Origin of the sequence: Streptomyces sp. NPDC041068, from assembly GCF_040647455.1 — a bacterium.
Lineage (GTDB): Bacteria > Actinomycetota > Actinomycetes > Streptomycetales > Streptomycetaceae > Streptomyces.
Window position 1 is genome coordinate 17,773 of sequence record NZ_JBEZCG010000012.1, and the last position, 18,930, is coordinate 36,702.

The window sequence follows — 18,930 nt, forward strand, 5'->3', positions numbered from 1 at the left end:
GTCGCCGCGCCTCGCCTCGGTGGGGCCCGCAGCGCTCCGCGGGGCCCGCAGCATTCCGCGGGCATGCAGTGCTCCGCGGCCCGCAGTGCTCCGCGGCCCGCAGTGCTTAGCGTGCTCCGTAACAATCGCCGTGCGCACCTGCCCCGCGGCGCGCATCATCAACTGCCATGCCTCATCTTCCGCATCCCACAGCCGACCAACTCCGCCGTGAACCGCTTCCGTTGCGCGGCCGTACCGCCCTGGTCACAGGGGCAAGCCGACGAGGCGGCATCGGGTACGCCGTCGCGCGCCGCCTCGCCGCGTACGGCGCCGGGGTCTACCTCCACCACCACGTCCCGCACGACGCCGAGATGCCCTGGGGCGCCGACCGCCCCGAGGACGTCGTCCAGGGAGTGCGCGAGGCGCTCGGCGACCCCGAGGCGCCGGTCCGTGCGGGGCCGGGCGACCTGGCCGAGAGCGGAGCCCCGGAGCGCCTGATCGAAACGGCCGCCGACGCGCTCGGCGGGCGGATCGACATCCTCGTCGCCAACCACGCGCGCAGCGGCCGTGACGGCACGCTCGACGAGATCGACGCCGCCATGCTCGACGAGCACTGGGCGGTGGACACCCGCTCTGTGATCCTGCTCGTGCAGGCGTACGCCCGGCTGCGCGCGAAGCTGCCGGACCGGACTCCCGGCGGACGGATCGTGATGATGACCTCGGGGCAGGACATCGCGGGGGGCATGCCGGGCGAGCTGGCCTATGGTCTGCAGAAGGGCGCCCTGGCCTCGGCCACCCGCTCGCTCGCCACCGCGCTGGCCGACCTCGCCGTCACGGTGAACTGCGTCAACCCCGGCCCCGTGGACACGGATTACCTCACGGGCGAGGCGTACACCCAGGTCGAGGCGCGGTTCCCGGCGGGGCGCTGGGGGATGCCCGACGACCCGGCAAGGCTCATCTCCTGGCTCGCCACCGACGAGGCCGCCTGGATCACCGGCCAGGTCATCGACTCGGAGGGCGGCTTCCGGCGCTGACACTGCCGGCGCCGCTTCCGTCACCGACACCGCCTCCGTCACCGCTGCCGCCGCCGATGTCGCTCTCGCCGCCGGTGTACGTCGTGCCACCGGCGGCCAGCGCGGCGTACAAAGCCATGGCGTCCGCGGCGGAAGCCGTGCCCGCGGTGTCCCGTGGCAGTCCGCTGACCTGGCCGTCGCCCACCTCCACCACCCGCCACCGCCCGTCCTCGTGCAGCGCGAGGTCCGTCGTCACGAACCGGCAGCCCAGCGTCGCCACCGCGGCGCGCACGTCGGCGAGTGCGGGCGCCGGGGTCCGTTCCGGCGTGTCCGGATGCGCGGTGACCAGCAGCGCCTCGCCGTCCAGCCACCACACCCGCGCCTCGCCGCCCGCGACGAACGACTCGTACGCGCGCACCACGAGACCGCCGGCCAACGTCTTCTCCTGCAGGGCGAAGAACCGCTCCACCACCGTGGACAGCCGCGCCCCGTCGGTCAGTTCGGGCACGAAGCACGCCTCGTGCCACTCGTGCTTGCGGGATTTGACGTAGTCCTTGACGATCCCGGAGCCCGGTCCGAGCGGCGCGACGAGCCGCGCGAGCCGCTCGGCCGGGGGCGGCTCGCCGGGCGCCGCCGCACACCAGACGCTGCGCGGCGTCAGTGAGGCCTCCTCCAACGCGGCGTACCAACCCGGCAGTTCGTGGGCGCGCGCGTACGGGGCGGCAGCCGTGAGCAGGACGCAGCCGCGCGCCGCGAGAGCCTGTTCCAGCTGCTCGTAGCGCGCGACCGGCATCATCCAGCCCCGGTACCAGTACGGCCCCGACCCTCGCGGCACGCGCCCGACGGCACGCGCCGCGTCGCCCGCCAGGAGTGCGTCGTGGTCGACGAGGGCGACCGCGGCGCCGGTCCCGCGCGCGGCCGCGACCTCGGGAGCGAACTCCGGGTCGGGCCGCGCCGTGCGCAGGGGATCGGACGGGAAGAGGAAGGCGGCGCTCACGAAGGTGTCCGCAGAGGCGCCCACGAAATTGTCCATGGAGGCGCCCACCGCGGTGTCCGGAGAAGTACTCACAGCTTGGACAGCTCGTCCACCAGGTCGTCGAGGCCCAGCGAACCCTGGGACAGCGCGGCCATGTGCCAGGACTTGGCGTCGAACGCGTCGCCGTGCCGTCGCCGCGCGTTCTCACGGCCGAGCAGCCAGGCACGCTCGCCCAGCTTGTAGCCGATGGCCTGGCCGGGAATGGTCAGGTAGCGGGTCATCTCGCTCGTCACGTAGTCCGTGGGACGGCTGCAGTGCGCGTCGTAGAACTCCTGGGCGAGGTCCGGCGTCCAGCGCTCTCCGGGGTGGAAGGGGGAGTCCGCGGGGATCTCCAGTTCCAGGTGCATGCCGATGTCGACGATGACCCGCAGCGCGCGCATCATCTGGGCGTCCAGATAGCCGAGCCTGCGCTCGGGGTCGGTCAGGAAGCCGAGTTCGTCCATGAGGCGCTCCGCGTACAGCGCCCAGCCCTCGGCGTTGGCGCTGACGATGCCGACCGTCGCCTGGTAGCGGGAGAGGTCCGACGCGACGTGCGCCCACTGGGCCAGCTGGAGGTGATGGCCGGGCACGCCCTCGTGGTACCAGGTGGAGACCAGGTCGTAGACCGGGAAGCGGGTGTCGCCCATCGTCGGCAGCCAGGTGCGGCCGGGGCGCGAGAAGTCCTCGGACGGGCCCGTGTAGTAGGGGGCCGCTGCGCCGCCGGGCGGGGCGATGTGGGACTCCACCTTCCGTACCCGCTCGGCGAGTTCGAAGTGGGTGCCGTCCAGCGCGTCGATGGCCTCGTCCATCAGTTCCTGCAGCCAGACCCGGACCTCCTCGACGCCTTCGATGTGCGTGCCGTGCTCGTCCAGGTGCGCCAGCGCCACCCACGGAGTGGCCGCGCCGGGCAGGATCTTCTCGGCCTCGGCCTTCATCTCGGCGAGCAGCCGGTGGAACTCCGACCAGCCGTACGCGTACGCCTCGTCGAGGTCCAGGTCGGTGCCGTTGCACTCACGGGAGAGCAGGGCGTAGCGCTCGCGGCCCACGGTGTCGGGGGCGCCCTCGATCGCGGGCGCGTACACGTCCCGCATCCAGTCGCGCAGCGCCACGACCGCGGCGGTGGCGGCGCGCGCCGCGGTGTCGAGGTCGCCGCGGAGCGCGTCGGGGCCCGCGGACGCGAAGTCCTCGAACCAGTCGTGCCCGTCCGCGTCACCGTCGGCCTCGCCCGCCCACTCGGTCAGCTGCCCGATGAAGGTGGCGGTGGGGCGCGGCGGGCCGAACAGCTTGCGCTCCAGGCCGAGTTCGAGGGAGGCGCGATAGCCCTCCAGCGCCGTCGGCACGGCACGCAGCCGCTCGGCGATCGCCGCCCAGTCCTCCTCCGTGTCCATCGGAGTGACGGTGAAGATCTCGCGTACCTGATGCGGCATCGTGTGCAGATTGCCGACCGCGCGCAGCCCCTCGTGAGCGTCGTGGACGGCCAGCTGCGCGGTGAGGCGCTCCCGCAGCAGCCTGGCGCAGCGGCGCTCGATCTCGCTGTCCGCGCCGGGCCTGCGCTCCGCCTCCTCCAGCTGGGCGAGGGTCGTGCGCGCCAGCCGTGCGACGGCCTCCTGGCCCTCGGGGGAGGTGTCGGGGAGCTTGCTGTTGCTCTCCTTCACGCCGAGGTAGGTGCCCGTGATGGGGTCGAGAGCGATGAGCTCGTCGACGAAGGCGTCGGCGACGGCGCGGGGCAGGGGACCGGTGTTCGGATGCGGGTTCTTCGTGGCTGACATGCGGACATCCTCGTACGAGTGACGGGTGCGCGTCACCATGATTCACTCGCCGGATCCCGGGCGTCCTTGTGCGGTGGACGCGGCGCACCCCCGCTCGGCTTGAACGGCCGCTGTTCCGCGGTCAGTCAGCGCTCCGCCTGCCGTATGCCGCTCGGCGGGCTCCTCGCGTCCCTGCGGGACGTCGTACGGCAGCCGCGAGCCGACCGGCGTCGCGTCGAGGCGGGCGGTGATCACGAGCGTGCCCTCCTCGATCTGGTAGTCGAGCGGCAGGCCGAGCCCGCGCATCGCGGCGACCATCCCCGTATTGGACGCCTGCGTGACCGCGTACACGCTCTCGCAGCCCGCCTCGACCGCCATCGTCACGAGCCGGCCGAGCAGTTGGCTGCCGATGCCGCGGTGCTGCCAGTCGTCCTCGACGAGCAGCGCGACCTCGGTCTCGTCGCCGTCCCACAGGAGATGGCCGATGCCGACGATCCGGCCGGACGCGGTCTCTACCGCGAGGGTGCGGCCGAACCGCGGGCTGAGCAGGTGGTTGAGATAGCGGCCGGCGTCGCGCACGGGGCCGTGGTAGCGCATGCCGAGCGTGCGCTGGGAGCAGCGTTCGTGCATGGCCTTCGCGGCCTCGACGTCGCTGGTGTCGGCCCGGCGCACGGTGATGGAGTTGCCCTCCGGGAGCGTGAGGACGTCCTGGCTGCGCGGGATGCGCGGCCCGAGCCGCGTGTCGAGCTCCACCAGGGCCCGCGCGCGGGCGAACTCCGTGGGCGTGAAGGGCAGGTACGGCCGCTCGACGGTGATCACTTCACCCTCGGCGCCCTTGAGGCGCAGCACGGTCCCCTCGAGTACGCCGTCCACGGGAGCCCCCTCGGCGGGCGCGGTCTCGCCCTGGCGCACGCCTGCCTGCGGGGCGGCGGGCAGCGAACGGATGGTGCAGCGGCCCAGGAGATGCCGCAGCGCAAGCGGCAGTTCGGCCGCGTCGAGCGCGGTGCGGGTGGCCAGGCCCAGGATGCGGGTGGGGGCGTCGACCAGGTCGTGGGCGTCGGCGCGCTCGATCCAGGTGCCTGTGCCGCCCGCCCCGGCGATCGACCGCGTGATCTCGGCGGCGGTCAGCTCCGCAGGGGCGCGCAGCAGGAACTCGTCGACGGTGCCTTCGGCCAGCGGGTGCGCCTGCAGGCTCAGGATGTCCACCCGGCGCTCGGCGAGCGTCACGCACAGGGCGGCCAGGGAGCCCGGCTCGTCCTGCACCGTGGTGCGCATCCGCCACAGGGTGGTCGTGCCCGGCTCGCGCGCGTCGGGCGTCTCGTCGGTGGTCGTGGGCCCGGCCTGCTCCGCGACGGCGGGCGGCCGGGCGCCGGTATCGTGCGCCGTCGGCGGGGCGTGGTTGTGGCGCCGTGCCCACCAGGTGTGGAAGCCGACCGTGGCGAGGAGCACCACGGCCGAGACCACGAGGAGGACGGGCCCGTCGGGGCCGTGACCCACCATGTTCGCCACGGCGTCGGCCACCGCGACGGCGGTGAACAGGGCCGCCAGTTCCACCACGTCGCGCCGCCAGTGGTGAACGGGGCGACCGTGCTTGGTCCGTGTCACGTCAGACATCTCAGCTCGCATACGGTCACTGTGCTGGACCGGTGTTGCGTGATCACGAACGATTTGTGACCGATGGGTTAAGAGCTCATCTGTCCCTTTGCTGACATTTTGCGCCGGCGAGCCATGGGCCCGCCCCGCCCGGTCGCCGCGCCCCTGCCGCTGCCTATTGCCCCACCCGGCCCGGCTGCAGGACCTGCGTGAACAGTACCCCGCCGCCCTCCTGCCGCAGCCGCACGGTCAGTTCGCCGCTGCCCCCGTCGATGTCGACCTCGCCGAAGTACTGCGGGGTCTCGGCCGGAGAGGTGTTGGCGCGGCTCGGGGCCTTGATGAACTTCTGCTCCGGACCGAACGTCCCGTCGAGCTTCGTCGCGGGGAACCCGCCCGCGGCCAGCGGCCCCGACACGAACTCCCAGAACGGCGCGAAGTCCTTGAACGCCGCGCGGGAGGGGCCGTAGTGCTGCGCCGAGGTGTAGTGCACGTCGGCGGTCAGCCACAGAGTGCCCGTGATCCTGCGGTGCTTGATGTGCCGGAGCAGCTCGGCGATCTGCAGCTCGCGGCCGAGCGGGGCGCCGGGGTCGCCCTGTGCCACGGCCTCGAAGTTCTCCCTGCCGTCGGCCACGACGAGACCGAGCGGCATGTCGGAGGCGATCACCTTCCACACGGCACGCGAGCGTGAGAGCTCCCGCTTCAGCCAGGCCAGCTGCCGGGCGCCGAGGATGCCGGTGACGTCGTCGGGCTGCCGGCCCGGCGAGTTGGCGTTGCGGTACGAGCGCATGTCCAGGACGAACACGTCCAGGAGAGGGCCGTGCCGCAGCACGCGGTAGACACGGCCGTCCTCGTCGCCCGGCGACAGCGTGGAGATCGGGAAGTACTCGCTGAACGCCCGCAGCGAACGCCCCGCGAGGACGTTCACGTCCTTCTCCGTGTACCGCGGGTCGTCCAGGATCTGGCCCGGGTACCAGTTGTTGCGCACCTCGTGGTCGTCCCACTGCACGATGGACGGCACCTGGGCGTTGAACCGCTTGAGGTTCTCGTCGAGCAGGTTGTAGCGGAACGCGCCCCGGAACTCCGCGAGGGACTCGGCGACCTTGGACTTCTCCTCCGTGGTGACGTTCCGCCACACGGAGCCGTCGGGCAGCGTGACGCTGGGCAGGATCGGCCCGTCGGCGTAGATGTTGTCTCCGCTGCACAGGAAGAAGTCCGGGTCCCGCAGGCGCATCTCCTCGAAGATGCGGTATCCGCCGCGGTCCGGGTTGATGCCCCAGCCCTGGCCCGCGATGTCGCCCGACCACAGGAAGCGCACGCCCTCCTTGCGGCCCTTCGGCGTCGTACGGAACGTGCCGAGGACGGGCTCGCCGGTGCGCCGCGGATCGTCGGGGTCCGCGAGCCGTACGCGATAGTGGATCTGCTCGCCCGCCGGCAGGCCGCGCAGCCGCGTCGTCCCGGTGAAGTCCGTGTCGGGGCCGAGCAGGGGGCCGTGCCAACGCCGGGGGTTGCGGAACGACTCGGTGGCCGACGTCTCCACGATCATCCGGGCCGGTCTGTCGGACCGGACCCACACGAGCCCCGAATGCGCCCCCACGTCTCCGGACTGCACGCCCCACCCGGCCTTCGGGCGTCCCGAGAGGGCGAGCGACGGAGCCGCCCCGGCCAGTGCGGGCACGGCGAGAGCCGCCGGCACGGCGAGCGAACCGCGCAGCACACTGCGACGGCGGGGGGACGGGCTCGGTTGACGATGCGACATGAATGCGCCTCCAGTTGACGGGTGCGACCAGTGTGCGGGGGCCCGGCCGTCGGTGCGCCACAGCGCCCACACGAAGCACAAGTGAACAACTCCCCTCGGGCGCGGGGGAACCGCCGCGCGGGGATCGTCCGAAGAGGGCCCGTCCTCGACCTAGGTCGACGGTCCCAGGTCCTTGGGAGGATGCCCCGGGACGCCCGCACGAGGACGGACGGCCGATGTCCCCAAGATCCACGGCTGCCTACGCTGGGGACCTCGGCACACACCCCGGTGTGCCGCACTGAAGGGGGAACCCCGTGCCTGCCAACGGCCAGAGCCACATCCGCATCGCCCGCCCGTCCCGCGACCTGGCGGCGGCCGAACGCTTCTGGGTCGGCGGCCTCGGACTGGACGTGGTGTACCGGACGGAGGGCGCGGACGCCCACGGCGCACACGACCTGCTCATGGTGGGTTGGCCCGACGCGTCCTGGCACCTCGAACTCGTCCACGAGGCGGCCGCTCCCGTCCAGCCGCGGCCCACGGAGGAGGACCTGCTCGTCGTGTACCTGGACGAAGAGGTGCCCGCGGCTCTCGTGGCGCGCCTGGAGGAGCACGGCGGCAAGCGTGTCCTGTCGCCCAACCCGTACTGGAACGAGTGGGGCGTCACCGTCGAGGACCCGGACGGCTACCGCCTGGTGCTCTCCACGCGCGCGTGGTCCAACTCCTGAGGTTCGTCTGTGTCCTGAGGCGGGGCCTTCGCGTCCTGGCACCTCGAACTCGTCCACGAGGCGGCCGCTCCCGTCCAGCCGCGGCCCACGGAGGAGGACCTGCTCGTCGTGTACCTGGACGAAGAGGTGCCCGCGGCTCTCGTGGCGCGCCTGGAGGAGCACGGCGGCAAGCGTGTCCTGTCGCCCAACCCGTACTGGAACGAGTGGGGCGTCACCGTCGAGGACCCGGACGGCTACCGCCTGGTGCTCTCCACGCGCGCGTGGTCCAACTCCTGAGGTTCGTCTGTGTCCTGAGGCGGGGCCTTCGCGTCCTGAACCGCCCCGGCCAGGAGTTGGACGCCCTCGGTGATGCGTGTCGGTGACAGATGCGCGTACCCGAGGACCAGTCGTACGCCGTCGTCGGCCGCAGGCCCCGTGCGGTCCGCGGCCGAGCCGTAGGCGTCCAGCGGCCGGACCGCGATGCCGCCCGCCGACGCCCGCTCCAGGAAGGCGTCCTGAGGGCCCCAGTGGGCCGGTAGCCGGGCGATGACGTGCAGCCCGGCCGCGATCCCGGTGACCCGCACCCCCGGCAGGGAAGCCTGCAGCGCCGCCACCAGGGTGTCCCGGCGCTCGCGGTAGGCGCGCTGGCAGCGGCGCAACTGCCGGTCGTAATCGCCCCGTTCGACGAACTGGGCGAGGAGCGCCTGGTCGATGACCGGGTTGCCCAGGTCGATGACCCGCTTGCGCTCGACGATCTCCTCGGTGAGGGCTTCGGGCACCAGGAGCCAGCCCAGACGCAGCCCCGGAGCGAGCGACTTGCTCACCGAGCCGGTGTACGCGACGTGTTCGGGGTCGAGCCCCTGGAGGGCACCCACCGGGGCACGGTCGTAGCGGAAGTCCCCGTCGTAGTCGTCCTCGACGATCAGACCGTCGACGGACCGCGCCCAGTCCAGGAGTTCGGCCCGGCGCCGGGCCGAGTAGCCGATCCCGGAGGGGAATTGATGGGCGGGCGTGGTGACGACCGCGCGCACGCCCCGGTCCCGCAGTGCTTCGGGCACCACCCCTTCCTCGTCCACGGGGATGCGCACCGGGGTGGTCCCCGCGGCGCTGAGCAGCGTCTCGTGCTCGGGGCTGCCGGGGTCCTCGACACCGATCGTCGTGTGCCCACGCGCGTGGAGCGCCTGCGCGAGCAGCGTCATGGCCTGGGCCACTCCCGAGCAGACGACCACGCGCTCCGGCTCGGCGACCACACCGCGGCGCCGCACCAGCAGATCGGCGAGGACGGTGCGCAGCCGCGGCAGGCCTCGCGGATCGGGATAACCCAGCATGTGGTGCGGCAGTTCGGCGAGCACCTGGCGGTGGGCGGCGGCCCAGGCGGCACGGGGGAACAGCGACAGGTCGGGGAGGCCGGGAAGGAAGTCCACGCGCGCGTGGCCCCCACGTGGCGCGCGATCACGGACCGCGGGTGTCGCGGACCGCACCGCGCCGCTCACCCACGTACCCGAACCGCGGTCGCTGCGCAGATAGCCCTCCGCCGTCAACTGCTCGTACGCCTCCGTGATCAGACCCCGGGAGACGCCCAGGTCGGCGGCGAGTTCACGGCTCGACGGCAGCCGGGTGCCCGCCGTGAGCCGCCCCGACCTGACGGCTTCCCGGAGGGCCGACCGCAGGACGCGGCCCCGGCTGCGGGTGGGCGCGGACGCGGCCGGCAGGAGCAGTTCCCAGGCGGCGCTCCACCGTGCGCGGTCGGCGTCACTGTGTGCTGTCAGGGCCGTGCACCTCCTTCGGAGGACGGGACTTCGGGGGATCGGAACGACAGTCGAGGGCAAGGGAATCACGAGCGAACGTGCCGACGGGCAGGGTCAAGTGGTCCCCGAACCAGCCCCTGGAGTGGCTCTTAAAGGGGACCGCCCGGACTCCTAGCGTCAGGGCATGAACGTCAACTCCGCACGCCGGGCCTCCTCCCGCGGGGCGCTCTTCGCGGCCCTCGCCTGTCTCCTGGTCGGCGGCTCCTTCACCGCCAACAGCCTGCTGGGCGACTATCCGTACACGGGCGGCCAGTTCGTCCGTTACGGCCTGGCCTGTCTGCTCCTGCTGCCGTGGCTCGGCAGGGGCGGGACCGAGCCGCTGCGTCGACTCACCGGCCGCCAGTGGGGGCGCCTCGCGCTCCTCGCGGCCGTGGGGACGGTCGGCTTCAACATGGCGATCCTGGCCGCGGAGCGGTCGGCGGAACCTGCCGTACCGGGTGTCTTCGTAGGGTGCGCCCCGGTTGTCGTGGCCCTTCTTGTGCCGCTTCTGGAAGGGCGCACCCTGCAAAGGGGCGTGCTGTACGGAGCTCTGCTCGTGGCCGCAGGGGCGTTCGTCGTGCAGGGGTGGGGCCGCACGGACGTCCCGGGCCTTCTGTTCTCGGTGGGCGCGCTCGCGGGGGAGGTCGGTTTCGCGGTGCTCGCCGTGCCGGTCGTGCGTCCGCTGGGCCCCCGGCTGCTCGCGGCCACCGTGTGCGCCGTGGCCGCCCTCGAATCGGCGGTCCTGGGGGTCGTGATCTACGGGAGCGCGTTCGTGCGGTGGCCCGATCGCATCGAAGGCGCCGCCCTGTTGTGGCAGGCGGTGATCGTCACCGTGGTCGGGTTCGTCCTCTGGTACACGGGCCTTCAGCAGATCGGGGCCGAGCGGGCCACGCTGTTCTCGGGGCTCATCCCGGTCGCGGCCGCCTGTACCGCGCCCCTGGTCGACACGGGCACGTACGGGGTGCCCCAGGCCATCGGCAGCGCCCTCGTCGGCGCCGGGGTGGCCCTGGGGTCCGGAGTGTTCGGCAGGCGCCCGTCAGCGGCAGGTGTCGAGGATGACCCGGGCGACGAGGGCCGGGTCGTCGTTCATCGGGACGTGCCCGCAGCCGGGGAGCCGGACGAGACGGGCGCCGGGGATGGCGTGCTTGGCGCGGATCCCCTGGCGGCGCAGGAGCAGCCGGTCGCCCGTGCCCCACGCGACGGTGACCGGAAGGCCCGTGACGTCGTCCTGGAAGCGGACGTCACGCCCGGCCGCCAGCGTCGCCTCGAACCCCGTGGCGTCGCGCAGCGCGAGCGTCTCGGCGACGACCGCTTCCGGTGAACGCCGCCAGGGACGGGCGTAGATGGTGCTCGTGAGCGCCGTGCGCCCGGCCGCCGAACGCGAGAGGCGCTCGATCGCCGGCAGCGGCAGCAGGCTCGCGCCCCGCCGCATCGCGAGGAGCGTGGCGAACGCGTACCGGCGCTCCGCCGGCGTCCAGAAGCCGCCGGGGGAGAGCGCCGTGACGGAGCGCACGAGCTTCTCGCGGCCCAGCTCCAGGGCGAGCAGCCCGCCCAGGGAGTTGCCCGCCACGTGCGGGCGCTCGACCTCCAGCGCCTCGCACAGCGCGCCGAGCACGGGGACGACCGTGGAGAGGTCGTGGGCGAGGCCGTCGGGCAGCGCGGGGGAGGCCCCGAAGCCCGGCAGGTCCGCCGCGATCACGTCGTGCTCGGCGGCGAGGATCTCGATCACCGGGTCCCAGGCCTGCCGGTGGTGGCCGATGCCGTGCAGCAGCAGCAACGGCTCGCCCGCGCCCGTCCGTTCGTAGGAGATCGTCACGGTGCGCGGGCCGTCGGGCGACGCGACGCTGAAGGAGACCTCTGCGGCCATGACTGCTCCTGTCCCCGCCGCGGGCGACGGTTCCTCAGTTGCGTTAGACGGGTTGTCAGCAACAATTACCGCTCAGTAGGCCCCAGTTCAAGAGGGTGTCCACCGGACCTTCGGGAAGGCGGTCGCGGCAGGCGGCCCGATGTGCCGTGCGCCGCGCCTGTTTCACCTGGACACAGGCTGTTCCGTCGGATGGGATGGAGGGCGTGGCTACCGACAGCATGACCGATGTCTTCGAAGAGCACCGCCCTGTCCTGATGGGCGTGGCCTACCGCATGCTCGGCCGCGTGGCCGACGCGGAGGACGTGGTCCAGGAGGCCTGGCTGCGCTGGTCGACGGCGGACCACGACCAAGTGCGCGAACCGCGCGCCTACTTGGTGCGCGTCACCACCCGGCTCGCCATCGACCGCCTGCGCCACGTGCAGTCCCGGCGCGAGGCGTACGTGGGGCCGTGGCTCCCCGAGCCCTACGTCACCGACTTCGGCCCGACCGTCCCCGACACCGCGGAGCGGGCCGTGCTCGCCGAGTCGGTGTCCCTGGCGGTCCTCGTCGTCCTGGAGTCCCTCTCGCCCCTGGAGCGGGCCGTGTTCGTGCTCCGCGAGGCCTTCGGGTTCCCCTTCTCCGAGATCGCCCAGACGCTCGACCGCAACGAGGCCGCCGTGCGCCAGCTCGCCGCGCGCGCCCGCAAGCACGTGGACGCGGGCCGGCCGCGCTACGAAGTGGATCCGGCCGAGCGTCGCGATCTGACCGAGCGGTTCCTGGCCGCTGCGGCGGACGGCGACCTGGACGGGCTGATGTCCCTGCTCGCGCCGGACGTCCACCTCGTGGGCGACAGCGGCGGCAAGGCCAGGGCGCCTCTGCGGGTCATCGAAACCGCCGACAAGGTGGGCCGGTTCCTCCAGGGGGCCGCCCGCAAGGGCGTCCCGGACGGCGGGGCGATGGAGTTCCGGTTCGCCGAACTCAACGGCGCGGACTCCCTGCTGGTCCTGATCGACGGGAAGCTGGACAGCATGTTCCAGTTCGATGTCGCCGACGGCCGCATCCAGAAGATCTACATCGTCCGCAATCCGGACAAGCTCGTGTCGCTCGCGCCTTAGAACCGCTCTTTCGTATCGCGCTCAACCACCCATATCCGCAGATCAAAGCCCCCGCCCTGGGTGACGGGGGCTTTCTGCTGCGATCTTTGTGCGCCGTTCGCGCGCGCGTGGCCGATTACGCCCGCTTGGCCCCGCGCGAACTCCGCATGAATGCTCTGTGGCATCACTCCTGTGCAGCCTGTAACGGAACGAGGATTGGTCTTGACCAAGGGTGAGTGCAGGCCTATGGTCGCAGGGATAGTGCAGGAACCTTTAATAAACAAGGGCGCTAAAAAGCCGCCGGCGAACGGCGATTGCGGAGGACAGGGTGGGGACCACGCAGCTCGAAACGGTGCCGGAGCCGAAGTACTGGCACCTGAAGACCGTGCTCAGTGAGGCGCTCGACTCCGAGTTCGCCGTGGGCGAGATCCTGCCGAACGAGCGCGACCTGGCCGCCCGCTTCGGTGTCGCCCGCGCCACCCTCCGGCAGGCCCTTGAGCAGCTCGAACTGGAAGGCAGGCTCCAGCGCCGCCGCGGAGTCGGCACGACCGTCGCTCCGCCGCGGATGGGCGTGGCCGTCGGATCCGCGCAGGGCACGTGGCCGGGCGCGGTCGGCGACGCCTGGCAGCCCGCGGACTGCGCGCCGGCGGCTCCGCCCGCCGAAGTGGCCCGGATGCTGGAGACCCCGGCCGGCGAGCAGGTCCACACCGTTCGGCGCACCCGGGTTTCCCAGGGGCAGCCCGTCGCAGCCGAGCTCCTGTACGTCCCCGTGTCGTCGGTCGCCGAGGTCACCGGCATGGACGCGCCGTCCGGTGCGGCACGCGCGCGCGTGGTGATGCGCGAACTCGCCCGGCTCGGCCTCGAAGGACAGGACCGCGCCGTCGAGCTCGGCTCGGCCCGCGCGGACGACGCGAGGGCTCTGGACCGTCTCCCGGGAGCGCCGGTCCTCGTCGTGACGACCCGCTTCTTCGCCGAGGGGCGCACGGCAGCCGTATCCGTGGCCACCTACCGCGCCGACACCTGCCGCCTCACCTTCGGCGACTCCGGCGGCGTGGAGATCCACCACGACTCGGAGCGCCGGGCTTCCTGACCGCGCGTCGAGCGCCGCGCTTCCCGCACCGCATTCCGGAGCGTACGAGCACCGCCTTCGGGCGGTGCTCACGTGCGTCGGGAGGCGGTGCTCACGTGAGTCGGGAAGGCAGGCGGTGCTCACGTGCGTCGGGGCACGTGGTTCCTCCGGTTCCTCACCGCCGCGTTCCCCGGTTCCTCACCGCCGCGCGGTGACGGTCCCCTCGACGGCGAAGAGCTGCTCCTCGACGTGGTCGAGCGCCAGCCGCAGCGCCCCCATCGACACCGCCGCCTCACCGAGCGACGACAGCGCCACCTTCGGCGGTCGCAAGCAGTAGCGCGCCAGCTCCCGGTGCAGCGGTTCCAGTACGCCGTCCAGACCCGCGGCCCAGCCGCCCACGACGACCAGCTCGGGGTCGAGGGCGAGGACCAGGGCGGCCACGTCGTGCACGAGCCGATGGATGTACCGCTCCACGGCCGCTTTCGCCCGCTCGTCGCCCTCGCGCGCGTGCGCGAAGACCTCGGCGACGGCCTGCTCGTCGAGGGGGTGCAGCGGCTCGTCCGTCGTGGAGAGCAGCGTCTCAGGAAAGACCTCCCGGCCCAGCAGGTGCAGTGCGCCGATCTCTCCGGCGGCGCCGCCGTACCCCCGGTGCAACCGGCCGCCGATCAGCGACCCGGCCCCCGGACTGAGCCCCGCGAGGACGAACACCACGTCGTCGGTGTCGGCCGCGGCGCCCTTCCAGTGCTCGGCCACGGCCGCCGCGTTGGCGTCGTTCTCCACCAGGACCGGGCACTTGAAGGACCGGCGAAGCCGCTCGCCGAGCTGGAGGCCCGTCCACTCGGGCAGGGCCGTGCTCAGCCGCACCGTGCCGTCCGCCTCCAGGATGCCGGGGCTGCCGACGCCGACCGCGCGCAGCGAGCTACGGGCGACGCCCGCGCGGCGCAGCAGGTCCGCGACCACCGTGCGCAGGCGTTCGAGGCGGTCGTCCGCGGAGGCCTCCTCGGAGACGTCCTTCGACGCCGTGCCGAGCACGGTGCCGTCCAGGTCCGAGAGGACGGCCGCCACTCGGTGGGGGCCGATCTCCAGGCCGAGCAGATGACCGGCCTCCGCCCGGAAGCGGTACTTCCGTGCGGGCCGTCCCTGGCGTCGGGCACCGCTGTCCTCGGGTGCGGACTCCACCACGAGCCCGGCCTCTATGAGCCCCTCGACGACCCCCTCGACGGTGGGTCTGGAGAGTCCGGTCACGCGGGTGATCTCCGTGAGCGTCGCCAAGTCCGCGGCGCGCAGCGCGTGCAGCACCACCGCGGAGTTGATCCGCCGCAACAGAGAGGGGTCCCCGCCGGTCAGCCGCCCCAACGTCCGTCCTTCCAGCTCGTGCGCATGATGGCCGGATCGTACTCGTAGCACACGCCGGCGGCGAGTGCCGGGCTCGCCATGTGCGCGCGGTCAGCGTAGATCACCGCAGGGGCAGCTCGACGTGGACCTGCCACGCGCCGTCGTGCGGTCCCGTGGTGGCACGCCCGCCGAGCAGCGCGGCCCGCTCCCGTATGCCACGCAGTCCGCTGCCGCCGCGCCCGGTGGCGCCCGACGGCGAGAGGAGTGCGTTGCGCACGTCCATCACCAGGCGGGCGTCGTCGACCGCGACGCGCAGCTCGACCGGCACCGGGCCCGAGTGGCGCAACACGTTCGTCAGGGCTTCCTGGAGCATGCGGTAGCCCTCGCGAGACACCGGCCCCGGCACCCGCTCCAGGGGTCCCGTCATCTCGGCGTCGACCTGTGCGCCCGAGGCGCGGGCGGAGCCGACGAGACGTTCGGCGTCGAGGAGGGTGGGCCGTGCGCCCGCGGGCCGCTCGTCCTCCCGCAGGATCCGCAGGACGCGCTCCAGGTCCTCCAGGGCCGCGCGGCCGCTTTCCGCCACGGCCTCCAGTGCGCGGTCGGTGAACGCCGGGTCGCCCGCGGCCCTGGCGGCGTCCGCCTGGACGACGGCGACGGTCAGCGCGTGTCCGATGGAGTCGTGCAGCTCGCGCGCGATGCGGTTGCGTTCCAGGAGCTGTTCGGTGCGCTGCTCCAGGGCGGCCAGGCGCTCCGCGGGGGAGGGACCGAGGAGGCGGCGCGCGGCCCTCGCCATCAGGTGGCCGCCGACCACCATCAGGACGAGTACCACGAGGACCGGCAGCAGACTCAGCGGGACGGCCACCGGGTCCGCGGAACCCACCAGCGTCAGAGCGAGCCCGAGAAGCTGTGCCGTCGCCAGGGCCGTGGCGACGCCGACCTCCAGGCGCAGCACGAGCCACACCGCGGTCCTGGCCCGGTCCCGCCACGAGGCGGACGGGGTGACGGAGACGCCCGGATCCTCCGCGACCTCCGCCACGCGCGCGTGGCGGTCGCCGCCGCGCGGGTGAGCGCCGGGGAAGAGCATCAGCCGTGCCTGCAGTCCCTCGGCCCGGCGCACGGCGGGCACCATGGCGGCCGCCACGACCAAGGGGACGGGAACGACCAGGACGGGCAGCCATGCGGCGGGCGTGGGAACGGGGAGGCCGGGATGGATCGCGGCGCAGATCCAGGCGATCACCGAGCCCATGAGGACGTGCAGCCACCGCGTGTAGGTGACCGCGCGGGTCAGGGGTCTCAGAAAGCCGGGCATGCCGTCATCGTGCCAGGCACCACCGGCGGCCGGTCCCGCGGCACATGACGCGTTGTCAGTGGTGCCCGCTTTACTGGACGTCATGAGTACCGCACAGCATCTCGCCGCCATCGACCTGCTGCGTTCCCGGGACTTCCCCGCGGAGCACGGCAGGGCGCGGTGTGGCTCGGAGGGTCCCGGGTACCACATCGCGGAGTTACTGACGAGCGGCACCTTCTGGGAGGACGACGGCACCCGTCGGGACGAGACCGAGGAGCAGTTCGAGGCCGAGCGTGACGGCCTGACCGTGCTGCTGGCCGACCGCTGGGGCCCGCCGCAGAAGTTCAGCCTCAGCAGCCTCTTCGACCGTCTGATGGACGCGGAGGGGAGTGAGGACAGCGAGGACAACGAGGACAGCGAGGAGAGTGACGCGATACCGGAGCCGTGGGCGCAGCTGTGCTCGGCCGTGCCGGATCTCCACCTGTGGCACGTGGACGGGCGTTGGATCGCCCTCGGCGTCGCCCAGTGGGACAAGGAGCTGCCCTTCCAACTCCTCGCCGTGATCACGGAGATCGACCCGCCGTGACGGGGCCTCGCAGACAGAAGAGCAGACAGAAGAACCGCTAGAAGTCCGCCGGCTCGAAGAAGCGGGCCACGTCCGCCGCCGTCACCTGCGCCAGCTCCGCGGGCGACCAGCGCGGGTTGCGGTCCTTGTCGACCACCTGCGCACGGATCCCCTCGGCCAGGTCCGGCGTGGCGAGCGCGGCACAGGAGACGCGGTACTCCTGCTCCAGGACCGCCTCCAGGGACGGCAGTTCCCGTGCCCGGCGCAGCGCGGCGAGTGTGGCCTTCAGGGCGGTCGGGGACTTCGCGAGGATCGTCTCCGCGGCCTCCTTCGCGTGCCGGTCCCCGGAGGCGTGGAGCCGGTCGACGATCTCCTCCACCGAGTCCGCCGCGTAGCAGTGGTCGATCCACTCGCGGTGCTCGGCCAGTTCACCTCCCGGCGCCCCGGTCGCGTATTCCCGCACGGCGTGCGACGCGTCCGTATCGGCGAGCGCCGCGGTGAACTCGCGCAGCCGCTCGGACGGGATGCAGTGGTCGGCGAGGCCGCACAGCAGCGCGTCGCCCGCACCCACCGCCCCGCCCGTCAGCGCGAGATGCGTGCCGAGTTCGCCGGGGGTACGGGTGAGCAGGTAGGTGCCGCCCACGTCCGGCACGAGGCCGATGCCGGTCTCGGGCATCGCGACCCGGGAGCGTTCGGTGACCACCCGCACGCTGCCGTGCGCCGAGACACCCACGCCCCCGCCCATCACGATCCCGTCCATGACGGCGACGTACGGCTTGGGGAAGGCGGCGATACGGGCGTTGAGCCGGTACTCCTCGCGCCAGAACGCCGCCGTCGCCTCCGGGCGCCCCGCGCGCACGTCGTCGTGGATGGAGCGGATGTCGCCGCCCGCGCACAGACCGCGCTCCCCGGCGCCGGTGATCACCACCGTCGCCACCGACGCGTCCCGCTCCCAGTCGTCGAGAGCGTCATGCATGATCCGGACCATGGAGTGGTTCAGGGCGTTGATGGCCCGGGGCCGGTTCAGGACCATGTGTCCCGCTCGTCCTTCGCGGCGGAGCAGGACGGGGGAGTCGGCGGGGGAGTCCCCGGGGGCGTCGTGCGTGGCGTTCATGGTGCGGGTGGCTCCGTTTGCAGGGGGTGCGCGGTCAGGGGCGGTCGCCCTGGAACGCGTCGAGGATCTGTTCGGCGGCGGACGTGGCCGTCAATGTGCCCTCCCGGACGCGCTGTTCGAGGTCAGGGGCGAGCCGCTGCACGTCCGTGTGCGCACGCAGCCGCCCGAGCAGCTCGTCCCGCACCATCGACCAGGTCCAGTCGACCTGCTGGTCGCGGCGCTTGGCGGCGAGGCGGCCCGTCGAGTCGAGCAGGGCGCGGTGCTGCTCGATGCGCTCCCAGAGGGTGTCCAGGCCGCTCGACTCACGGGCACTGCACGTCAGGACAGGTGGGGTCCAGGCGGCGTCCGCGGGGTGCATCAGGCGCAGCGCGCCCGCGAGTTCACGTGCCGCCGAGCGCGCGTCCCGCTCGTGCGGGCCGTCCGCCTTGTTGACCGTGATCACGTCCGCCAGCTCCAGAACGCCCTTCTTGATGCCCTGCAGCTGGTCGCCGGTGCGGGCGAGGGTCAGCAGCAGGAACGTGTCGACCATGTTCGCGACCGCCGTCTCCGACTGGCCGACGCCCACGGTCTCCACGAGCACCACGTCGTACCCCGCCGCCTCCATCACCACGATCGACTCCCGGGTCGCCTTGGCGACCCCGCCGAGCGTCCCGGCGGAGGGAGACGGACGTACGAAGGCGGCCGGATCCAGCGAGAGCCGCTCCATCCTGGTCTTGTCGCCCAGGATCGAGCCGCCCGTGCGCGTGGACGACGGGTCGACCGCGAGCACCGCGACCCGGTGCCCCAGCGAGGTGAGCATCGTGCCGAGCGCGTCGATGAACGTGGACTTGCCGACGCCGGGCACGCCGCTGATGCCGACCCGCCGCGCCTGCCCGCTGTGCGGAAGCAGCTCGGTGAGCAACTGCTGCGCCAGCGCGCGGTGCTGCGGCCGGGTCGACTCGACGAGGGTGATGGCGCGCGCGACGTACGCGCGCTTCCCGTCGAGGACGCCCTTCACATAGGCGTCGATGTCGATCGTCACAGGCATGAGGTCGGCGCTCACCGC

Annotated in this window: 15 protein-coding genes and 2 pseudogenes; 7 read left to right on the plus strand and 10 right to left on the minus strand. The window is 72.7% G+C overall.

Features of this window, described 5'->3' with window-relative positions; genetic code table 11:
- The first annotated feature begins 167 nt into the window (after positions 1-167).
- The gene (locus tag AB0B50_RS26705) at positions 168-1,013 is read left to right on the plus strand and encodes an SDR family oxidoreductase (protein ID WP_362336940.1); all 846 of its coding nucleotides are present in this window, start codon (positions 168-170) and stop codon (positions 1,011-1,013) included.
- On the opposite strand, the gene AB0B50_RS26710 is transcribed toward AB0B50_RS26705, so the two are convergent.
- The 4 genes from AB0B50_RS26710 to AB0B50_RS26725 all read right to left on the minus strand — a co-directional run bounded on the left by AB0B50_RS26710 (position 982) and on the right by AB0B50_RS26725 (position 7,104).
- Positions 982-2,025, minus strand: coding sequence for an ATP-grasp domain-containing protein (locus tag AB0B50_RS26710; protein WP_362336943.1), 1,044 nt, complete (start codon positions 2,023-2,025; stop codon positions 982-984). The genes AB0B50_RS26705 and AB0B50_RS26710 overlap by 32 nt on opposite strands.
- A 32-nt stretch (positions 2,026-2,057) precedes the next feature.
- Positions 2,058-3,776, minus strand: a complete 1,719-nt coding sequence (locus AB0B50_RS26715; protein ID WP_362336946.1) for a DUF885 domain-containing protein — start codon at positions 3,774-3,776, stop codon at positions 2,058-2,060.
- Between the two features lie 42 nt (positions 3,777-3,818).
- Complete coding sequence (locus AB0B50_RS26720; protein ID WP_362336949.1) at positions 3,819-5,369, minus strand: GNAT family N-acetyltransferase; 1,551 nt, start codon at positions 5,367-5,369, stop codon at positions 3,819-3,821.
- Positions 5,370-5,523: 154 nt separating this feature from the next.
- Positions 5,524-7,104, minus strand: a complete 1,581-nt coding sequence (locus AB0B50_RS26725) for an alkaline phosphatase D family protein (RefSeq protein WP_362336952.1) — start codon at positions 7,102-7,104, stop codon at positions 5,524-5,526.
- Positions 7,105-7,397: 293 nt separating this feature from the next.
- Between AB0B50_RS26725 and AB0B50_RS26730 the strand changes: the two genes are divergently transcribed.
- Together AB0B50_RS26730 and AB0B50_RS26735 are read left to right on the plus strand one after the other, a co-directional pair.
- On the plus strand, positions 7,398-7,808 hold the full coding sequence (locus AB0B50_RS26730; protein WP_362336955.1) for a VOC family protein: 411 nt from the start codon (positions 7,398-7,400) through the stop codon (positions 7,806-7,808).
- 30 nt (positions 7,809-7,838) lie between these two features.
- Positions 7,839-8,084, plus strand: a pseudogene (locus AB0B50_RS26735) (VOC family protein); the annotation flags it as partial.
- Here AB0B50_RS26735 and AB0B50_RS26740 read toward each other — a convergent pair.
- A complete protein-coding gene (locus AB0B50_RS26740; RefSeq protein ID WP_362337756.1) occupies positions 8,042-9,556 on the minus strand; it encodes a PLP-dependent aminotransferase family protein in 1,515 nt (504 codons plus the stop codon). The pseudogene AB0B50_RS26735 and the gene AB0B50_RS26740 overlap by 43 nt on opposite strands.
- 163 nt (positions 9,557-9,719) lie before the next feature.
- On the opposite strand from AB0B50_RS26740, the pseudogene AB0B50_RS26745 reads away from it, so the two are divergent.
- Positions 9,720-10,523: pseudogene (locus AB0B50_RS26745) on the plus strand (EamA family transporter); the annotation flags it as partial.
- A gap of 87 nt (positions 10,524-10,610) precedes the next feature.
- Here AB0B50_RS26745 and AB0B50_RS26750 read toward each other — a convergent pair.
- On the minus strand, positions 10,611-11,441 hold the full coding sequence (locus tag AB0B50_RS26750; RefSeq protein WP_362336958.1) for an alpha/beta fold hydrolase: 831 nt from the start codon (positions 11,439-11,441) through the stop codon (positions 10,611-10,613).
- Positions 11,442-11,644: 203 nt separating this feature from the next.
- On the opposite strand from AB0B50_RS26750, the gene AB0B50_RS26755 reads away from it, so the two are divergent.
- Together AB0B50_RS26755 and AB0B50_RS26760 are read left to right on the plus strand one after the other, a co-directional pair.
- Positions 11,645-12,535, plus strand: a complete 891-nt coding sequence (locus AB0B50_RS26755; RefSeq protein ID WP_362336961.1) for an RNA polymerase sigma-70 factor — start codon at positions 11,645-11,647, stop codon at positions 12,533-12,535.
- 307 nt (positions 12,536-12,842) lie between these two features.
- A complete protein-coding gene (locus AB0B50_RS26760; RefSeq protein ID WP_362336964.1) occupies positions 12,843-13,604 on the plus strand; it encodes a GntR family transcriptional regulator in 762 nt (253 codons plus the stop codon).
- 177 nt (positions 13,605-13,781) lie between these two features.
- On the opposite strand, the gene AB0B50_RS26765 is transcribed toward AB0B50_RS26760, so the two are convergent.
- Positions 13,782-14,939, minus strand: a complete 1,158-nt coding sequence (locus AB0B50_RS26765; protein ID WP_362336967.1) for an ROK family transcriptional regulator — start codon at positions 14,937-14,939, stop codon at positions 13,782-13,784.
- A gap of 100 nt (positions 14,940-15,039) precedes the next feature.
- Positions 15,040-16,227 carry a histidine kinase gene (locus AB0B50_RS26770; RefSeq protein ID WP_362336969.1) on the minus strand — a complete coding sequence of 396 codons (1,188 nt, stop codon included), beginning with the start codon at positions 16,225-16,227 and terminating at the stop codon, positions 15,040-15,042.
- 82 nt (positions 16,228-16,309) lie between these two features.
- Between AB0B50_RS26770 and AB0B50_RS26775 the strand changes: the two genes are divergently transcribed.
- Complete coding sequence (locus AB0B50_RS26775; RefSeq protein WP_362336972.1) at positions 16,310-16,792, plus strand: hypothetical protein; 483 nt, start codon at positions 16,310-16,312, stop codon at positions 16,790-16,792.
- Between the two features lie 37 nt (positions 16,793-16,829).
- On the opposite strand, the gene AB0B50_RS26780 is transcribed toward AB0B50_RS26775, so the two are convergent.
- Positions 16,830-17,885: an enoyl-CoA hydratase/isomerase family protein gene (locus tag AB0B50_RS26780; protein ID WP_362336975.1), complete on the minus strand. Its 1,056-nt coding sequence runs from the start codon at positions 17,883-17,885 to the stop codon at positions 16,830-16,832.
- A 34-nt stretch (positions 17,886-17,919) separates the two neighbouring features.
- The gene (gene meaB, locus AB0B50_RS26785; RefSeq protein ID WP_362337759.1) at positions 17,920-18,912 is read right to left on the minus strand and encodes a methylmalonyl Co-A mutase-associated GTPase MeaB; all 993 of its coding nucleotides are present in this window, start codon (positions 18,910-18,912) and stop codon (positions 17,920-17,922) included.
- Positions 18,913-18,930: the final 18 nt, after the last annotated feature.